This is a genomic window from Rhodoferax sp. LS1P39 (genome assembly GCF_056521425.1).
Genome location: NZ_JBWMAV010000009.1, coordinates 173,253 through 189,971 on the forward strand (window position 1 = coordinate 173,253; position 16,719 = coordinate 189,971).

General features: G+C 63.9%; 15 protein-coding genes. 8 read left to right on the forward strand and 7 right to left on the reverse strand.

Going from position 1 to position 16,719, the window contains the following annotated elements; translation table 11 throughout:
• Positions 1–26 precede the first annotated feature (26 nt).
• From AC097O_RS15680 to AC097O_RS15690, 3 genes are all read right to left on the reverse strand, one after another.
• A complete protein-coding gene (locus tag AC097O_RS15680) occupies positions 27–1,094 on the reverse strand; it encodes a PDDEXK nuclease domain-containing protein (RefSeq protein ID WP_479593848.1) in 1,068 nt (355 codons plus the stop codon).
• A gap of 79 nt (positions 1,095–1,173) precedes the next feature.
• Entirely contained in the window at positions 1,174–2,523 is a 1,350-nt protein-coding gene (locus AC097O_RS15685) for an MATE family efflux transporter (RefSeq protein WP_479593850.1), read from the reverse strand.
• Positions 2,524–2,584: 61 nt separating this feature from the next.
• Positions 2,585–4,177, reverse strand: a complete 1,593-nt coding sequence (locus tag AC097O_RS15690) for a GMC family oxidoreductase (RefSeq protein ID WP_479593854.1) — start codon at positions 4,175–4,177, stop codon at positions 2,585–2,587.
• A 78-nt stretch (positions 4,178–4,255) separates the two neighbouring features.
• Here AC097O_RS15690 and AC097O_RS15695 point away from each other — a divergent pair, with 78 nt between their 5' ends.
• From AC097O_RS15695 to AC097O_RS15710, 4 genes are all read left to right on the forward strand, one after another.
• On the forward strand, positions 4,256–5,104 hold the full coding sequence (locus AC097O_RS15695) for a 3-hydroxybutyryl-CoA dehydrogenase (protein WP_479593872.1): 849 nt from the start codon (positions 4,256–4,258) through the stop codon (positions 5,102–5,104).
• 75 nt (positions 5,105–5,179) lie between these two features.
• A complete protein-coding gene (locus tag AC097O_RS15700) occupies positions 5,180–5,635 on the forward strand; it encodes a MarR family winged helix-turn-helix transcriptional regulator (RefSeq protein WP_479593857.1) in 456 nt (151 codons plus the stop codon).
• Positions 5,636–5,713: 78 nt separating this feature from the next.
• Positions 5,714–6,142 carry an organic hydroperoxide resistance protein gene (locus AC097O_RS15705; protein ID WP_479593858.1) on the forward strand — a complete coding sequence of 143 codons (429 nt, stop codon included), beginning with the start codon at positions 5,714–5,716 and terminating at the stop codon, positions 6,140–6,142.
• A gap of 94 nt (positions 6,143–6,236) precedes the next feature.
• Positions 6,237–7,274, forward strand: coding sequence for a serine/threonine protein kinase (locus AC097O_RS15710; protein ID WP_479593859.1), 1,038 nt, complete (start codon positions 6,237–6,239; stop codon positions 7,272–7,274).
• A gap of 3 nt (positions 7,275–7,277) precedes the next feature.
• Here AC097O_RS15710 and AC097O_RS15715 read toward each other — a convergent pair whose 3' ends face one another.
• On the reverse strand, positions 7,278–8,258 hold the full coding sequence (locus tag AC097O_RS15715; protein ID WP_479593860.1) for a Stealth CR1 domain-containing protein: 981 nt from the start codon (positions 8,256–8,258) through the stop codon (positions 7,278–7,280).
• Positions 8,259–8,413: 155 nt separating this feature from the next.
• Between AC097O_RS15715 and AC097O_RS15720 the strand changes: the two genes are divergently transcribed.
• Both AC097O_RS15720 and AC097O_RS15725 read left to right on the forward strand, forming a co-directional pair.
• A complete protein-coding gene (locus AC097O_RS15720) occupies positions 8,414–9,028 on the forward strand; it encodes a PEP-CTERM sorting domain-containing protein (RefSeq protein WP_479593861.1) in 615 nt (204 codons plus the stop codon).
• Positions 9,029–9,142: 114 nt separating this feature from the next.
• The gene (locus AC097O_RS15725; RefSeq protein ID WP_479593862.1) at positions 9,143–11,200 is read left to right on the forward strand and encodes an HDOD domain-containing protein; all 2,058 of its coding nucleotides are present in this window, start codon (positions 9,143–9,145) and stop codon (positions 11,198–11,200) included.
• A gap of 197 nt (positions 11,201–11,397) precedes the next feature.
• On the opposite strand, the gene AC097O_RS15730 is transcribed toward AC097O_RS15725, so the two are convergent.
• Positions 11,398–12,147, reverse strand: coding sequence for an alpha/beta fold hydrolase (locus tag AC097O_RS15730; RefSeq protein WP_479593863.1), 750 nt, complete (start codon positions 12,145–12,147; stop codon positions 11,398–11,400).
• Positions 12,144–13,202, reverse strand: a complete 1,059-nt coding sequence (locus tag AC097O_RS15735) for a M14 family zinc carboxypeptidase (protein WP_479593864.1) — start codon at positions 13,200–13,202, stop codon at positions 12,144–12,146. Before AC097O_RS15735 ends, AC097O_RS15730 begins: the two co-directional genes overlap by 4 nt.
• Before the next feature lie 289 nt (positions 13,203–13,491).
• On the opposite strand from AC097O_RS15735, the gene AC097O_RS15740 reads away from it, so the two are divergent.
• Positions 13,492–15,756: a putative bifunctional diguanylate cyclase/phosphodiesterase gene (locus AC097O_RS15740; protein WP_479593865.1), complete on the forward strand. Its 2,265-nt coding sequence runs from the start codon at positions 13,492–13,494 to the stop codon at positions 15,754–15,756.
• Positions 15,757–15,871: 115 nt separating this feature from the next.
• The gene (locus AC097O_RS15745; RefSeq protein ID WP_479593866.1) at positions 15,872–15,997 is read left to right on the forward strand and encodes a hypothetical protein; all 126 of its coding nucleotides are present in this window, start codon (positions 15,872–15,874) and stop codon (positions 15,995–15,997) included.
• A gap of 9 nt (positions 15,998–16,006) precedes the next feature.
• Here AC097O_RS15745 and AC097O_RS15750 read toward each other — a convergent pair.
• Positions 16,007–16,719 (reverse strand): NAD-dependent epimerase/dehydratase family protein (locus tag AC097O_RS15750; RefSeq protein ID WP_479593867.1); only part of this gene is annotated, 713 nt, incomplete at its 5' end.

Genomic DNA, 16,719 nt, shown 5'->3' on the forward strand with positions numbered 1-16,719 from the left:
GACCAGTGCGGGCGAGAGCGTGCGGCTCAGGGCTTATTCAGGCGACGCTGAATAAGTCCCCGCGAGGCGGCGCGCCCTGGATCGGGATGGGATGCTAGGCGCAAACCGCAGACATAGCTTGGGCTATGGCGAGGATTTGCAACGACGCAGACCGCCCGAGGCCAGGGATGCGCAGACCGCGAGGGACTTGTTAAGCGTTGCCTTCCTACTTCGCTGTCTTTGGACGCGCACAGCAGCAGGCCGATGGCCGGGTTCTCATGCGGCTTGCGGTGGTCGCGGTCCAGGGCTTCGAGGTAGAAGTTCAGCTTGCCCAGGTGTTCGGGCGCGAAGGCGGTGACTTTCAGCTCAATGGCGACCAGGCAGTTCAGGCCGCGGTGGAAGAAGAGCAAATCCAGCGCGAAGTCCTGGTTGCCGACCTGCAGAGGATATTCGGTGCCGATGTAGCAGAAGTCGCGGCCTAGTTCGGTCAGGAACCGCCCCAGGTGTTGCAGTAGTGAGTGGTGTAGGTCCAGCTCGGAATGTCCGGCAGACAGGCCCAGAAAATCAAGCTGGTAGACATCCTTGAAAAAGCCTTCGGCTTGCGGTTGCAATTCTCTCAACGCTGTTGAGAGTTTTGGTGGGCTCAGGATGGTTCGCTCAAATAGGGCGCTGTCGATTTGCCGGGCAACCTCGCGCACCGGCCAGCGATTTTGCGTTGCCATGCGCAGGTAGAACTCACGTTCCTCGCTGCGTTTGGCGCGGCTGAGGATGTGCAGATGGGACGACCACGGCAAAACTCTCAACAGCGGTGAGAGTTTTGCCTCGTCTTGGTAGGCTTCGAAAAACTGGCGCATGCGCCAGAGGTTTTGCGGCGAAAAGCCACGTACGCCGGGCTCGCTTTGCGCGATGTACGCAGCCAGTTGCACCACCGTTCCCTTGGCCCAGCCGTCGGCCTCGATCTTGTGGTGTAGGTAGGCGCCGATGCGCCAGTACAGGTCTATCAGTTCGGTATTGACAGCCAGCATCGCCCGCTGGCGCGCCGCATGGATCAGTTGGACGACTTCGGCAAAAGCAGGTTCGACCGGCGCTGGGGTTTTGGGCGGCTTCTTGGCCATGGGAAGTCCAGTATCTACTATCAAAATAAGAGCTTCTTGCGCCCATTCCATAAGCGCTAGAGGCGGATTTTCTTAAAATCTACCGCCTGCGCACCCGCCGCTGCGAATTGCGGGCGTGGGGCAACCAGCCGTGCCAGTGCCAGCGCGCCCACATCAGCAGGCCGCGCACCCATTCGTCGGCAGCGTAGGCGATGAAGATGCCGGGCAGGCCGAAATGGCGGCCCAGGAAGTACGAGCCCAGGCCCAGCACCAGCGCAAACGAGCCCAGGCTGGCGGCCACCGGGTAGATCACGTCGCCAGTGGCGCGCAGCGCGCCGGTGATGATCAGGTTGAAGGCGCGGCCCGTCTCCAGCGCCACGGCAATCCACAGCAGGGTTTGCGCGGCTTCGATGACATGCGGGTCTTTGGTGAACACGCGCATCAGCCAGGGCGCGGCCAACGCTGCCACCACGGCCATGCCGCCCGAGGCCATCAGTCCGTTGCGCAGGCCTTTGCGCACCAGTGCATGGGCCTGGTTGAACTGGCCACCGCCCACCAGCCGCCCCACCATGATCTCGCAGGCCCAGCCGATGGCCAGGCTGATCAGCAGCACGTAGCGCAGCAGTTGCAGGGTGTAGGCATGGGTGGCCAGTGCCACCACACCCAGCCGCGCGGCCCCGGCCAGCGACACCATGAAGGCGGCGCGGTAGCCCAGCTCGGCACTGGCACCGGGCACGCCGATGCGCAGCACCGGGGCCAGCACCCGCCAGTGCAGCTGCCACCAGTGGCGGGCGGTGGGTACCAGGGCCATGCGCTTGCGCCACAGCACCAGGTGCAGGCCCAGGCCCACAGCGCGGCTGACCAGCAGGGCCACCGCAAAGCCGTACAGCCCCAGCCCGTCCCACGGTCCCACGCCCAGCATCAGCGGCACGGCCAGCGCCAGGTGGGTGCAGTGCATGATGACCATCACCTTGAGCGAGTCGCGCACATGCAGGTGGGCCCGCAGGATGGAGGCCATGGTGAGGTTGTAGCCGTCCAGCAGCGCGGCGGGGGCCAGCAACTGCATGTATGGGCCGGCCAGTGGCAAGATCTCTGCGGGGGCATTCAGCACGTCCAGAATCCAGTCGCTGCCAAACACCAGCACCGCCACCACCAGCAAGCCCGCCCAGGTGCACGCGCCCAGGCCCGCCAATGCCGTGCGCCGCACCTGCTCCAGCTGCTGGCCGCCCAGCAACTGCGTAATCACCACGCCCATGCCGATGGCCAGCACCCGGAACACCACGTACAGCGTTTCCAGCACCTGGTTGGCCAGCCCCAGGCTGCCCGCTGCGCCGTCCGAGGCGTGCGAGGCCAGCCATAGCCCGGCGATGATGACGGTGTAGCCGAGCAGGAACTCGCCAAAGATGGGGCCTGCGATGGCGTTGAGCCGGGGGCGTTCGGGGAGGTGCATGGGGCGCCAGAGGAAGAGGCCATTAGTGCGATGGACCGAGTCCTCCATTCTCCCCAACAAATCAGCCTCGCGCCGCGTCCTCACGCAACATATCTGCGGCTTTTTCGGCCAGCATGGTGGTGGCTGCCGTGGTATTGGCGCTGACGATGCGCGGCATGACAGACGCATCCACCACCCGCAGCCCGGCCATGCCGTGGACGCGAAGACGGGCATCCACCACATCGGTCTCCTCTGGCCCCATCCTGCAACTGCCCACCGGGTGGTACACCGTGTCGGCAGTTTCGCGCAGCAGCAATTCCAGTTCCAGCTCGCTTTGGGCATGGGCGGTTCGCTCGCGGCCCCCCCATGCCGCCAGCGCGGGCTGGGCGCAGATGCGCCGCACCAGTTGGAACCCGCGCCGCAGCCGTTCCATATCTTCCAATGCGCCCAGGAAGTTGGGATCGATGCGCGGCGGGGCCAGCGGGTCTTTGCCGTTCAGCTGCACGCTGCCCCGGCTGGCGGGCTGCAGTACGCACACATGCACCGAATAGCCGTGGCCCCACAGCGTCTTGCGGCCATGGTCGGCCAGTGGGGCGGGCACAAAGTGCAGTTGCAGGTCGGGCTGGGGCTCGCTGGGCTGGCTTTTGAGGAAGCCGCCCGCCTCGGCCAGGTTGCTGGTCAGCAGGCCGGTGCGGTCGCGTCGCCAATCCCACACACCCCGGGCGATGTGGGCCACGCCGGTGGGCGAGATGCCCCATAAATCCTTGGCCTGGGGGGCTTTCACCACCTGCACCACGTCCACATGGTCGTGCAGATGCTGGCCTACGCCGGGCAGGTGGTGCACGGTGGCAATGCCGTTGGCCAGCAACTGCGCGTGGTCGCCAATGCCCGATAGCATCAGCAGCTGCGGCGACTGCAAGGCCCCGGCGCACAGCAGCACCTCGCCCTCGGTGCGCAGCTGCTTGAGGAGGCCGTCCTGCATGAATTCCACACCTACGGCGCGGCGGTTTTGGGTCAGGATGCGGGTGGTGTGGGCACCGGTAAACACCTGCAGGTTGGGTCGGCCCAGGTGGGGCGTCAAGTAGGCCTTGGCCGCGCTGCAGCGCTCGCCGTCTTTTTGCATCACCTGGTACAGGCCCACGCCCTCCTGGCGGGCACCGTTGAAGTCGGTGTTGGCGGCAAAACCGGCCTGCACCGCGGCCTGTACAAAGGCCTGGCTGGCGGGGTGGGGGCTTTGCAGATCGGTTACCTGCAGCGGGCCCTCTGCGCCGTGCCAGGTGTCTGCGCCCCGGCTATTGTTTTCGGCTTTTTGAAAATACGGCAGCACATCGGCATAGCCCCAGCCGGGGTTGCCCTGGGCCGCCCAGAAGTCGAAGTCGCCCGGCTGGCCACGGGTGTAGACCATGGCGTTGATGGAGCTGCTGCCGCCCAGCACCCGGCCCCTTGGCTGGTAGCCGCAGCGCCCGTTCAGCCCCGGCTGCGGCACGGTGTCAAAGCGCCACTGCGCCTGGCCGGTGCGGGCCAGCAGCGCGATGCCCGACGGGCACTGCACCAGCGCGCTGTGGTCGCTGGGGCCGGATTCGAGCAGGGCGACGTGGATGGCAGGGTCTTCGCTGAGCCGTCCGGCCAGCACACAGCCTGCCGCACCGCCCCCAATGATGAGGTAGTCGAACATAAGGGATGTTTATGATGAATGCTGCACTGCAACCAAACTATCTAATCTTTCAATCGGGAGTTTTCTATGAGCGGCATTTTGACAATCAACACCGTCGGTATTGTCGGCGCGGGCACCATGGGCAATGGCATCGCGCAAACCTGTGCGGCGGCGGGCCTGCAGGTGGTGATGGTAGACATCAGCGACGAGGCAGTCGCCAAGGGCCTGGCCACCATCGCAGGCAGCCTGGACCGGCTGATCAAGAAAGACAAGCTCACCGCCGAGAATAAGGCCGCCATCCTGGCCCGCATCCAAGGCTCCACCCAGTACAGCGACTTCACCAGCGCCCAGCTGGTGATCGAAGCCGCAACCGAGGACTACGCGCTCAAGGTCAAGATCGTGCAGCAGCTCGACGCGCTGCTGGCCCCCGAGGTGCTGATTGCCTCCAACACCTCGTCCATCTCCATCACCAAGCTGGCCGCGGTGACGAAGCGGCCCGACCGCTGCATCGGCATGCACTTCTTCAACCCCGTGCCGCTGATGGCGCTGGTAGAGATCATCCGCGGCCTGCAAACCAGCGATGCCACCCACGATGCGGTGCACGCCATGGCCGCCGTGCTGGGCAAGACCCCCATCACCGTGAAGAACGGCCCCGGCTTCGTGGTCAACCGCATCCTGATGCCCATGGTGAACGAGGCGCTGTTCGTGCTGGCCGAGGGCGTGGCCACGCCGGAAGACATTGACGCGGGCATGAAGCTGGGCTGCAACCAGCCCATCGGCCCGCTGGCCCTGGCCGACATGATTGGCCTGGACGTGTGCCTGGCGGTGATGGAGGTGTTTTTGACCGAATTTGGCGACAGCAAATACCGCCCCTGCCCGCTGCTCAAAGAGCTGGTGGCCGCAGGCCGCCTGGGGCGCAAGACGGGGCAGGGCGTGTACACGTACTAAGTTGAAAGGCGACGCACTTCGGTGCGTTTTGAAATTAAATTGTGCAAAATTTAATTGCACGATATAATTCGGCCCATGCCCACTCCATCCTTCACTGCCGACGAGACGCTGTTGCTGGACAACCAGCTGTGCTTTGCGCTGTATTCCGCCTCCCTGGCCATGACCAAGCTGTACAAGCCGCTGCTCAAGGCGCTGGGCATGACCTACCCGCAGTACCTGGCGATGCTGGTGCTGTGGGAGCGCGACGCGCTGATGGTGTCCGAGCTGGGCGATCGTTTGTCGCTGGACTCCGGCACGCTGACCCCGCTGCTCAAGCGCATGGAAGCGGCGGGCTGGATCAGCCGCCAGCGCGACCTGCAAGACGAGCGCCGGGTGTTCATCACCCTGACACCCGCAGGCCGCAATCTCAAGACCGAAGCGGTCAAAATCCCGCCGTGCATTCTCAGTGCCACCCAGTGCACGATTCCCGAAGTTCTTTCCCTCACGCAGCAAGTCCAGGCACTGCGTGATCGCTTAACTTTCATGGACTAGGGTGCAGAGCACCCCGAGCCATGAAAGTTGTTTCACGTTAACCAAAGCCTGACACATTTTTCAACCCAAGGAAGCACCATGCCCACCAAACTCGACAAAGTGATCTACACCGCCCACGCCCACACCACCGGCGGCCGCGACGGCCAGTCCAAAAGCGACGACGGCAAACTCAGCGTCAAGCTGGCACCCCCACCGGCCCTGGGCGGCAATGGCGACGGCACCAACCCCGAGCAACTGTTCGCGGCAGGCTACTCGGCCTGCTTCATGGGTGCCATGAAGCACGTGGCCGGCATGAAGAAGCTCACCGTGCCTGCCGACGCATCGATCGACGCATCGATTGACATCGGCCCCATCCCCGCAGGCTTTGGCATCGCCGCCAAGCTGGTCATCAGCCTGCCCGGCATGGACCGCGCTGTGGCCCAGGACCTGATCGACACCGCCCACGGCGTGTGCCCTTACTCCAATGCCACCCGTGGCAACATCGAAGTGACGCTCACCTTGGCGTAACTGCCGCATTTGCCCCCGCCCTGGGGGCCTGCTCCAACGCCCGCGCCATACCCTTGGCGCGGGCGTTTTGTTTGGGAGCGGCGACAATCGCCCCATGTCCCACCCCTCTGATTCCTCTAGTCCCGCCCATGATTACCAGGCCCTGACACCCGACGTGGTGATGGACGCGCTGGCCAGCGTGGGCCTGTTTGGCGATGGCCGCCTGATGGCCCTCAGCTCCTATGAAAATCGGGTCTACCAGGCGCACCTGGAAGACGGCAACGTGGTGGTGGCCAAGTTCTACCGGCCAGGCCGCTGGAGCCAGGCGCAGATACTCGAAGAGCACAGTTTTGCCGCTGAGTTGATGGCCGCCGAGATTCCCGCCGTGGGCCCGCTGGTGCTGGAGGGGGCCACGCTGCACCCGTTCGCCGGATTCGACTTCAGCGTCAGCCCCAGCCGGGGTGGCCGCGCGCCCGAGCTGGACGACTTCGAGGTGCTGGAGTGGATTGGCCGCTTCCTGGCGCGCATCCACACCGTGGGGGCCAAACAGCCGTTTGTGCACCGCCCGGCGCTGGACCTGCACAGCTTTGGCATCCACTCGCGCGACTGGCTGGTGAAGCACGACATCGTGCCGCTGGATGTGCAGGGCCCATGGCAGAAGGCCTGCACAGAAGCTCTCGATTTGATAGCTGCTTGCGCCCTTCCCATAAGCGCTGGAGGCCTAAAAGACCCTAAAATAAAGACCCTGCGCCTGCACGGCGACTGCCACCCCGGCAACATCCTCTGGACCCCCACCGACCGCCCCGGCGGCGGCCCGCACTTTGTCGACCTGGACGATGCCCGCACCGGCCCAGCGGTGCAGGATTTGTGGATGCTGCTGAGTGGCGACCGGGCCCAGCGCACCGGCCAGCTCAGTGGCCTGGTCGATGGCTACGAGCAGTTCCGCAGCTTCGACCGTCGCGAGCTGGCCCTGATCGAGCCGCTGCGCACCCTGCGCCTGATCCACTACAGCGCCTGGCTGGCCCGCCGCTGGAGCGACCCGACCTTCCCGGTCAACTTTCCGTGGTTTGGCAGCAGCGACTACTGGGTGGGCCAGGTCAACATGCTGACCGAGCAGATCGAAGCCATGCAGGAAGAGCCGCTGTACGTGTAAGGACTAACGCTCGAACCTGGAGGGCAGCGGAAACATCTGCTGCAAGGCATCGCGCACCCGGGCCAGACGCGGGTCGTGGGGCAGGGCATCGTCGGTGGTGTCGTTGATGCAGAAAAAGGCCAACTGGCCGTTGCGGGCCACCAGCTGCTCCAGGTGGTCGGTGGTGTCGGCATCGCTGGTGCACACATACTGGTGGGCGTAGTCGCGCAACCGGGCCTGCCCTTGGGCCAGCGCCCAGCGCAGCACAAAGTCGGAGACGATGGCCGGCTTGTCCCAGGCGCGGAACACGGTGGAACGCACCCGGGCAAACATGTCGGGCGCTACCTGTTCCAGCGTGGCCAGCAGCGACTTGCACAAGGGCCGGGGCGCGTGCGCAAAGGTGCGAAAGGTGTGCTGGTAGCCGGGCACCGGGTGGGCGCGCAGCCACTGGTTAGAGCGGCGGCAGGCGTTGTCCAGCGCGGTGGCATCGGGGCGCAGCGGCTCGTCGCTCACCGGCGGCTCATCCGACCAGGCCACGCACACGCCGCCGGGCCAGAACCAGTCGTCCAACACCACCGGCGCGCCAAAAAACACATCGTCGTTCAGATAAAAGTAGCGCTCCGACAGGCCGGGGATGCGGTGGATGTAGGACTCGATGTGGCCGGAATCAAAGGTGGGTAAGTTGCTGGCCGGTATCAGGTCGCGGTGGTCCACCACCGTGATGCCGGGCACAGCAGCCAGCCAGGCCGGGGTCTGCGCGTCGGTCACCAGGTAGATGTGGCCGTGGCCGGGGAAGAAGCGCTCCAGCGCGCGCAGGCTGTAGCGCAGCTCGTCGTTGTCGCGAAACCGCCCTTCCACGTTGGCGTAGGCGGCCATGCGGGTGTGGTCATGCAGCGTGGCGGCGGCCTGCTGGCGCTTGGCGCGCCACAGCGGGTCGTTACCGTCCACCCAGAGGTAGACGATGTCGATGGGGTCGGCGGATGGGGGCGTGGGCGTGGCGGGCAACCGGCGATGTTAGCGGCATTTGCGCAGGCGCTGGCCTCCACCGTTTTTACAAAAGCAAGTGCATATTTCATATTGTTTATGAATCTTTGTATCCATATCAAAAGCCACCCCCTAGCATCGTGGTCTGTGAATACACCCGTCTGGAGTAGACCGCTATGAAATGGACCGCTTTGGCCCTGTGCCTGGCCTGCAGCCTGGGCCCGGCGCACGCCAGCCTGGTGACCTTTGACGATGTCAGCACGGCCGCGGCCGCCCGCGTCCCCGATGGTTACCAGGGCCTGAACTGGTTCAACTTTGCAGTGCAGAACACGGCCACCGCGGGCAGTGCCGGGTTTGCCAATGCCGCTGTTTCGCCCAGCTATGTGGCGTTCAACAACAACGGCACCACCGCCATGCTGTTTGGCGTGCCGTTGCCGCTGGGAAGCCCGCCCAACCCGGCGGCCAACGACTTTGTGTTCAACAGCGCGTATTTCACCGCGGTCTACCTGCACGGGCTGAACATCCACGTCACCGGTTACCGGGACGGCGCGCAGGTGTACGTGCAGACCATCATTGCCGACATCGATGCGGCCCGGCTGTCCGTTTTTGACTGGAAGGTCGATCTGCTGACCTTCGCCGCCGACGGCGGTACCAGCGCGGGCTTCGGGGTGGATGCGCCGTACTTTGCGATGGACAACCTGCGCATCAACGAAACCCCCGAGCCCGGCACCTGGGCCTTGCTCGGGCTGGGTCTGGGCGGCCTGGTCTGGTCGCGCCGCAACGCCCGCTAAGGTACACATTTGTTGCACACCTTAGAGTGTGCAGAAACTTGCGACAGAAGGCCGCCAAGCCAGGGCGGGGGTGTCATACTTCCAACGGAGACATTCACCCCCACCGATGGACCTATGGCCGACCCTGACCCGCGCACGTCGTTGCCAAATTTACACAGCCTGCTGGCCCAGCGCGGTGCCTTGCCGCCTGCCGAAGCCGTGGCGCTGGCGCTGGACCTGCTGGATGCCCTGCTGGCCGCCCATGCCGCCGGGCGGCCCCATGGCCCGCCCACCACGGCCAGTGTGCAGGTGGATGCCACGGGCCGGGCCCACCTGGCGAATACCAGCGACTTCACCGACACCGCCTTTGCCTCTGCCGCCCTGCCGCAAGATGATGTGGCGGCCGTGGGCCATGTGCTGGAGGCCATGCTGACCGGCCCGCACGGCACGGCGTTGGAGCGGGACGACGACCTGCAGGCCATCGTGGACCAGGCCCAGGCACCCGAATCCCAGCGCACCCCCAGCCTGCAGGCGCTGCGCCGGGCCTTGTCGCAGTGGGCCGACAGCACCCTGCACGCCCCGTTGACCGCCTTGCCCGGCGCCCCTGGCGCGCCCGCCGATGGCCGCCTGGACGCGCTGATGGCCCGCATGCGCTTCAAGAGCGACTTTCCCGCCATGTCGGACGCGGTGGTGCGCATCCAGGGCATGGCCAGCTCGGAAACCGAGAGCATCGCCAGCTTCACCAACGAGATCTTGAAAGACGTGGCGCTGACCAACAAGCTGCTGCGCCTGGTCAACAGCGCCCACTTCGCAGCCCGGGGCGGCAGCATCAACACCGTGTCGCGGGCGGTCAGCCTGGTGGGCTTCAACGGCGTGCGCAACATGGCGCTGAGCCTGGTGCTGCTGGAGCACATGCGCGACAAGGCCCATGCCCACCTGATCAAGGACGAATTTCTGCGCGCCCTGATGGCGGGCTCGATCGCGGTGGAGCTGTGCGCCGAGGCGCACGAGAACGAAGAGGCCTTTATCGCCGCCATGTTCCAGAACCTGGGCCGCATGCTGGCCGAGTTCTACTTTGCCGACGAAGCCCGGGCCGTGCGCCACCTGGTGGGCTCCAGCTACAAACCGCAGTCCGAAGCCCGCGCGTCCGCCAGTGTGCTGGGGGTGGACTTTGAAACCCTGGGCCTGGGCGTGGCCAAAGCCTGGGGATTGCCCGAGGTCATCCAGCACAGCATGCGCAGGCCACGGGGCGAACCGCCGCTGCGCCCGCCGGTGCAGGCGGCCGAGCGGCTGCGCTGGATCGCCCTGGTGGCCAACGACATGGCCGACATCCTGCTGCGCGCCCCGCCCCGTGAGCTGGAGCTGCGCCTGGCGCAAGAGGCCGGGCTGTACGCCAAAACCCTGGGCATCCGCCCCCAGCAGGTGCGCCAGGCCACCGTGGCGGCGCGCAAGAAGCTCATCGACATGGCCAGTGCCATGGAGCTGAGCGTGGCCGAGGGCTCGGCCGCCGCCCAGTTGCTGCAGCACCCGGATGAGGACATCGCGGCGCACCCGCTGCCGATGCCCGACAAGGCCGAGCCGCCCGATGCCCTGGCACCGCTGGCCCTGCAGGCCACGCCGACCCCCGTGCCCGACAAGGACCACCCCGTGGTGGCGCCCAGCGTGGCCGATGTGCTGTCGGCGGGCATCCAGGACATCAGCCAGGCCATGGTGGACGACTTCAAGCTCAGCGATGTGCTGCGCATGATTTTGGAAACCATGTACCGCGCCATGGGCTTCCAGCGCGTGGTGTTCTGCCTGCGCGACCCCAAGGCCGATGCCCTGACCGGGCGCTTTGGCCTGGGTGCGGGCGTGGAGGGGGTGGGCCCTATCGACAAGGTCGTCAAGGCCTTCCACATCGCCCTCAAGGCCAGCAGCCTGGACCTGTTCAGCACCGTCTGCCTCAAAGGCGTGGACACCTTGATCAGCGATGCCACCGAGCCGCGCATCGCGCAGCGCCTGCCCGCCTGGTACCGCAGCCAGGTGCATGCGCCCACCTTCTTGCTGCTGCCGCTGGTAATCAAGGGCAAGCCCTTCGGCCTGGTCTACGCCGACATGGCCGAAAAAGGCGTGCTGCCGCTGGACGAGCAGGAGCTTGCTCTGCTGCGCACCCTGCGCAACCAGGCCATCATTGCCTTCCGCCAATCCGTGTGAATAGGCACACCCCCAGGCTCCAGTGCTTCGCATCTTTCTCCAACCCCCCTCGTATTGGCTTGAAAAGCCAATACGACATGCAGGGGGCAACACCAGCAGCCTGGCAAAGCCAGTTCTGCGGTGTTTCTGGAAGGGGTGTCTTTGTGACTTTTATGTGCTTTTTAGGCCGTTCGTGCTTATTCCATAAGCGTGACAAGCTATAAATTAAGTAGCGATTGTGCCCCGGCGATCTGCCGGGCCACCCAGTCGCCGTCGTCCAGCGGCAGGTCGTGGCCTGCGGTGGGATGCACTTGCAGGCCGCACTGCCATTGCCGGGCCAGGGCGTGGGAGCAGGCGACCGATACCAGTTGGTCTTGCGCGCTGGCCAGCAGCAGGGTGGGGGTCGAAACGGCATCTGGCGCACGGTAGCGGGCCGCGGCCAGCAACTGGCGCAGGGCGTTGGCGCGGGTAACGGGGTGCTGCGCGCGCAGGGCCAGCCATTGCGAAAGGACCGCACCGTGCCCGCCCTGGCTGGTGATGCGCAGGATGTTGCGCTCCCAGTCTTCCGGGCTGGCACCCCGCAACGCCAGCCGCAGCAGCAAGCCGTAATTGCGGGGCCGCAGCCGCTGGTAGAACGGGCTGAACGGGCGCAGGCTGGTGTTGACCAGCACCTGCGCTGCCACTTCCATGGGGTGCGCTGCCGACCAGGCCACGGCCACCATTGCGCCCAGCGACATGCCCAGCAGGTGGTAGGGCGGCGGCAGCCAGCGGCGGTCCAGCTCGGCTCGGCAGTGGTCCACCATGTCCTGTACCCGGGTGGGGCTGGCCTGCCGGTACAGGCTGCCGTTGCCGGGCAGGTCCAGCGCCACGACCTCGCAGCTGGGCAGGGCGGTTGCAAACTGCGCGGCGAACACGCCCCAGTGGCCGCTCTCGCGGGTCAGGCCGCGCAGGAAAATCCAGGTGCTCATGGATGGCTGCCGTACCAGTCGTGCCGGGCCTGGGCGTGGTGGTAAGTGCGCGCTTGCACATCCGGCAGCCACAGCCGGTGCCCGTGCGCGGCGCGGGCCAGAAAGTCCAGCAGCGACTGGTGCTGGCGCAGCACGCGCTGCTGGCGGTGAGCGATCAGCGGGTTGAAGATGCCGTGGCGCGAGAACAGCTGGCGCGGGTTTTTCTTGACCCACAGCCAGGAGCCCATCTCCAGCGTCAGCGGCAAAAAGATGCGCTCCGGCTGCGTGCAGGCCTGCCGGTACAGGTGGTCCCACAGGTCGCCGTGCGCCAGGTACTGCAGGCTTTGCGGCTCGAAGATGTAGCGGTAGTGGCTGTGCGAGGCGGTGAAGATGTTCTTTAACGCATGCATCTCGGCCAGGTGGGCAATCGGCGTGCGGGTGTGGGCGTAGGGAAACCACAGCCGGTCGCGGGTGCCAAAGCCTGAATGGCAGTCCACCGACAGGCTAAAAGGCCGCGACAGCAGCTCGGCCTGCACCACTTCGCAGACGGCCAGGTTTTCGGCCTCCATGGCCACGCCAAAGGCCCCGCGAAACCACGGCAGCCGCGCACTCAGCCGCTGCCCGCCCACCAGGAACGGCACCGGCTCGCGCGCGTCCACCGGCGCGTTGCGCATCAGGTCCACGCCCTGCGGATTGGCGCGCGTGCCCAGCGCCATGCCGCCGGGGTTGACGATGGGCATGAACACCAGGCGCACCGATTCGAGCTGGCGGTGCAAGGCGCTGTCCCAGGCCAGCCGCTCCACCAGGCTGTGCAGGTAGGCAATCACCACGCCCGCGCCGATGCGCTCCAGCCCATGTACGCCGCCAAAGTAGCCCACGGCGGGCACGTGCGGCGCGGGGTTGCCCAGGGTGATGCACAGCACCGGGTAACGGGCAGGGGAATGGACAGGGGAATGGCTGCCGCCGGGCAGGTCCACGCTGCACACGGTGCGCGCCTGCAGGTGCGGCCCGCCCAGGGCGATGGTGCGCTCCAGCGCGTCCAGCTCGGGCAGTTCAAAGGGGGAGGGGTGGGGCACGGCAATCAGGATACCCAGGCGGGGGCTGTTGCAGGGGTTTATCCAGCGCACTGTGCGGATATTGCCCCCGGTCATGCCGCTGTCACGCAATGGGGTTATGGGGATGCACCCGTGTTTTGTATACCTTGTGTCGATTTGTACCACGTTGTATGAATGGCGCGTTTTTGCGCTAAAACAGGTAAGGTGCGCTACAGGGTGCGCTCAGGTCAGGTCGTCCGCCCTCGAATTCAGATTCGGGCCGACGATTTACATGTTGTATTGCGAGCTTCCAATACCTGAGAAACAAATAATGGCTGAATGGAAGAAATATTTGCTTTTCGGCGTATTGGCATCTGTGTGCATTCCGCTGGCAGATCGTCTTGGCTCACGCGATATTCTCTATTTTGGAATAGAAATCTACGGGGCGTATGGCGTATATCGTGGCATCCTGAAAAATAAGCCGGCGGCCAGGGGGGCATGGCGGTATTTTTCGTACGCGATATTTTTGCAATTACCTGGCGCACTGATTCAAGCCAATACCGATATGAGCGGCGTTTTCGGGGCGAGGCTGTCGTTGGCAGATGGTTTTATTTTATCTGGCCATCTGTGCATGGTGGCGGCACTGTGGCAGTTTTCCAGCACATTGCACCGAGAATTCCCAAGACACGGATTTTTTCAAGCGTGCATTCTGTCGACCAGTTTGATTTTGATTGGTTGGCAGTTTCTGTTTCTACCTACCATTGTGGAGTATGGATTTTCGATCGACCAACCGCAAACATTCAGGATGATGTACCCCACCCTGTCTTTCGTTGAGGTTGGCATGTTGCTCTGGGTTTGGACCAGCAGTGAGGCCTATAAATCAGGCGCGTTCGTCCTACTTGCCGTAGCAACTACCGTGTTTTCCGGGGGGGAATTATTCTTCCACGGCACCAGCTCCAGTTTGGGCGTTCCTACCAACTTCAATCTCGTATTATGGTTGTTGGCTTATGTGGCCTATGGTGCGTTGGCATTGCACCCGGACATGGAACGTTTATCTGTTCCTCGGCTAAACGAAGAAAGCACCCATGTCAACAATGTGCTGACCTTATTATTGCCCTCGGTGCTGTTATTGCCTGTGGCGCTGCTGGTGGTGTATTTCAAAGAACTGCATCCGGCCACTGTGGGTATTTTGGGGGGGTTCTTTTTGCTGATGCTTCTGGGGTGGTACCAGTTGCGTATATCCGTCAAGAGCATCATCCGCACCAACCGGCGATTGGAAGAGCAAAACCGAACGGATTACCTCACCGGTATTCCGAACCGAAACCATATGGAGCACGTGATCGAAACCAGCACCTACCAGCTGGACAAGAAAAATGGATTGCTGCTGATTGACATTGATGGATTTAAATCGATCAACAACATTTTTGGCTTCCATATGGGGGACTTGATCATCAAGGCGGTTGCCCACCGCTTCTACGGCGAAAGCCTTAAAAATGGCCACCATTTCGGTCGGGTCGACGGCGATGAGTTTGCACTGCTGATGCTGAATGTGGAGAACCGGCGTGTGATCGAGGAGCAGGCCTGGCAGATCCACCGGTTGCTGGAGGAGCCGGTTACCGTCAACGGCGTGGTTATACGCATCATGTGCAGTATCGGCGTGTCAATCGATTATCGGTTTGAAAAGCTGGATTTTGCTTCGATGCTGAAAGAGAGCGAGCGGGCGCTGGTATGGGCACGCGAAAGCCAGTCGCAGGTGGAGGTGTATGAAAAGGGTAAAGATATTGCCGAAGACAAGAGTTGGGTATTGGCGGATTTCCGGGGCGCAGTGGCTGCGTGCCAATTGATTGTTTATTACCAGCCAAAAATCCACGCCAGCACCCAAAAGGTCATCGGGGTGGAAGCGCTGATCCGGTGGCACCATCCCGAACGGGGCTTGGTCATGCCTAATGAATTTATCCAGAAGATTGAAACCACCGACTTGGCGCACCAATTATTCACACTGGTTCTGCGGGACGCGGCGAAGCAATGGCACATCTGGAGCGAACAGGGTCTGGTGATTGGGATCGCACTGAATGTGGTTGCCAAAGATATTATGGGCTTCGATCTGGTTCGAGAAATCAGGGGGGTGCTGGAGAAAACCCAGATGCCGGCCAAATACCTGGAAATTGAGATTTCGGAATCGAGCGACCTTTCGGATCCCGTGCATGTCAAGAAGGTCTTGTCGGGCTTGATGGACCTGGGGGTCAAAATCAGTATCGATGACTATGGAACCGGCTACAGCTCCTTGCTGCATCTGCAGCAGTTTCCACTGCATTTCCTGAAAATAGACCAGCAATTCATCCGCCAGATGCGCAACCACCAGTCCAGCGCGATGATTGTGAGTTCGACCATGGAATTGGCGAAGAATTTGAATGTCGAGGTGATTGCCGAAGGCGTGGACGACGTGTGGGTGTACCAGAAACTCCTGTCGTTGAACTGCTACGGTGTCCAGGGCTTCCTTTTTTCAAAGGCGGTGGTGGCCGAGCGCATTCTCCAGGTCGTCCAGGAAATCGAATCGGCACGGGCCATGCCAGAGAACCTGGAGCCCAGTAGCTAGGCTGCCGCTTGGTGGCGCGGTGCAGCAGCAGACAACCGCCCGCGCCGACCCACAGTCACGCGCCTGTCACGCTGCGGGCGTAGGGTGGGCCTTCTGTCTTTCAGAGGAGTCCGCCATGGTGTTGTTTCGCAAAGCGGCGGTCATGCGCCTGGTCGCCGTGCCCGCCTGCCTGGTATGGGGCCTATGGGAGTTGTGCGCCCTGCAGCGGGCGCGCTGGCAGCAGGGCAAGTGGGGGCATTGAGCCCGCTATCTACCGGTCCGATACCAGGCCTGTCGCTACCGTCGGATACAACAGTTTCAGCCGCAGCTCCTGCTTCATCCGCGTGTTGTCCAAGCGCCGCGACTCGGACATGAAGCTCAGCAGCATCAGCGACAACTGGCCTTGCGTGGCATTGCGCGGCACCCGCGGTGGGCGTGGCAGGCCATACAGGTCGGCGGCAAAGTCGAAATAGTCGCCCATCAACAGGGTGCTGTCGTCGTTGATGTTGTAAATGCGCTGTGGCCGCCCCTGCCACAGTGCCTTGACACAGGCGCGGGCCAGGTCGTCGGCATGGATGTGGTTGGTGAACACATCGTCGGCCCGCTCCAGCACCGGGGTGCCCTTGCGCAGGCGGGCTTCGGGCGTGCCGCCTTCGCGGTTGGGTGCGTAGATGCCCGGTATGCGCAGGATGCTGGTGCGCACCCGGCTGGCACGGCGGCCCAGCAGGCGCACCGAGGCTTCCGCATCCACCCGGCGCTGGGCGCGGGGCGTGCTGGCCGCCAAGGTGCGGGTCTCGTCCACCCAGGCCCCCTGGCAGTCGCCGTACACGCCGCTGGTCGAACCGTACACCACAGCCCGTGGGGCACCGCGCAACTGCAGGGCGCGCAACAGCTTGCGGGTGCGCGGGTCGCCAACCCCCTCGCCCGGAGGCGGGGCCAAATGCAGCACCCGGGTCGCCAGGCCCGACAGGCGCAACAAAGAGC

Bases quoted from the DNA above. Each gene is read 5' to 3' on its own strand.
- AC097O_RS15690 (WP_479593854.1), bottom strand. From the start codon at position 4,177: ATGTTCGACTACCTCATCATTGGGGGCGGTGCGGCAGGCTGTGTGCTG.
- AC097O_RS15725 (WP_479593862.1), top strand. From the start codon at position 9,143: ATGGCCGACCCTGACCCGCGCACGTCGTTGCCAAATTTACACAGCCTG.
- AC097O_RS15745 (WP_479593866.1), top strand. From the start codon at position 15,872: ATGGTGTTGTTTCGCAAAGCGGCGGTCATGCGCCTGGTCGCCGTGCCC.
- AC097O_RS15740 (WP_479593865.1), top strand. From the start codon at position 13,492: ATGGCTGAATGGAAGAAATATTTGCTTTTCGGCGTATTGGCATCTGTG.
- AC097O_RS15685 (WP_479593850.1), bottom strand. From the start codon at position 2,523: ATGCACCTCCCCGAACGCCCCCGGCTCAACGCCATCGCAGGCCCCATC.
- AC097O_RS15730 (WP_479593863.1), bottom strand. From the start codon at position 12,147: ATGAGCACCTGGATTTTCCTGCGCGGCCTGACCCGCGAGAGCGGCCAC.
- AC097O_RS15720 (WP_479593861.1), top strand. From the start codon at position 8,414: ATGAAATGGACCGCTTTGGCCCTGTGCCTGGCCTGCAGCCTGGGCCCG.
- AC097O_RS15680 (WP_479593848.1), bottom strand. From the start codon at position 1,094: ATGGCCAAGAAGCCGCCCAAAACCCCAGCGCCGGTCGAACCTGCTTTT.
- AC097O_RS15700 (WP_479593857.1), top strand. From the start codon at position 5,180: ATGCCCACTCCATCCTTCACTGCCGACGAGACGCTGTTGCTGGACAAC.
- AC097O_RS15705 (WP_479593858.1), top strand. From the start codon at position 5,714: ATGCCCACCAAACTCGACAAAGTGATCTACACCGCCCACGCCCACACC.
- AC097O_RS15710 (WP_479593859.1), top strand. From the start codon at position 6,237: ATGTCCCACCCCTCTGATTCCTCTAGTCCCGCCCATGATTACCAGGCC.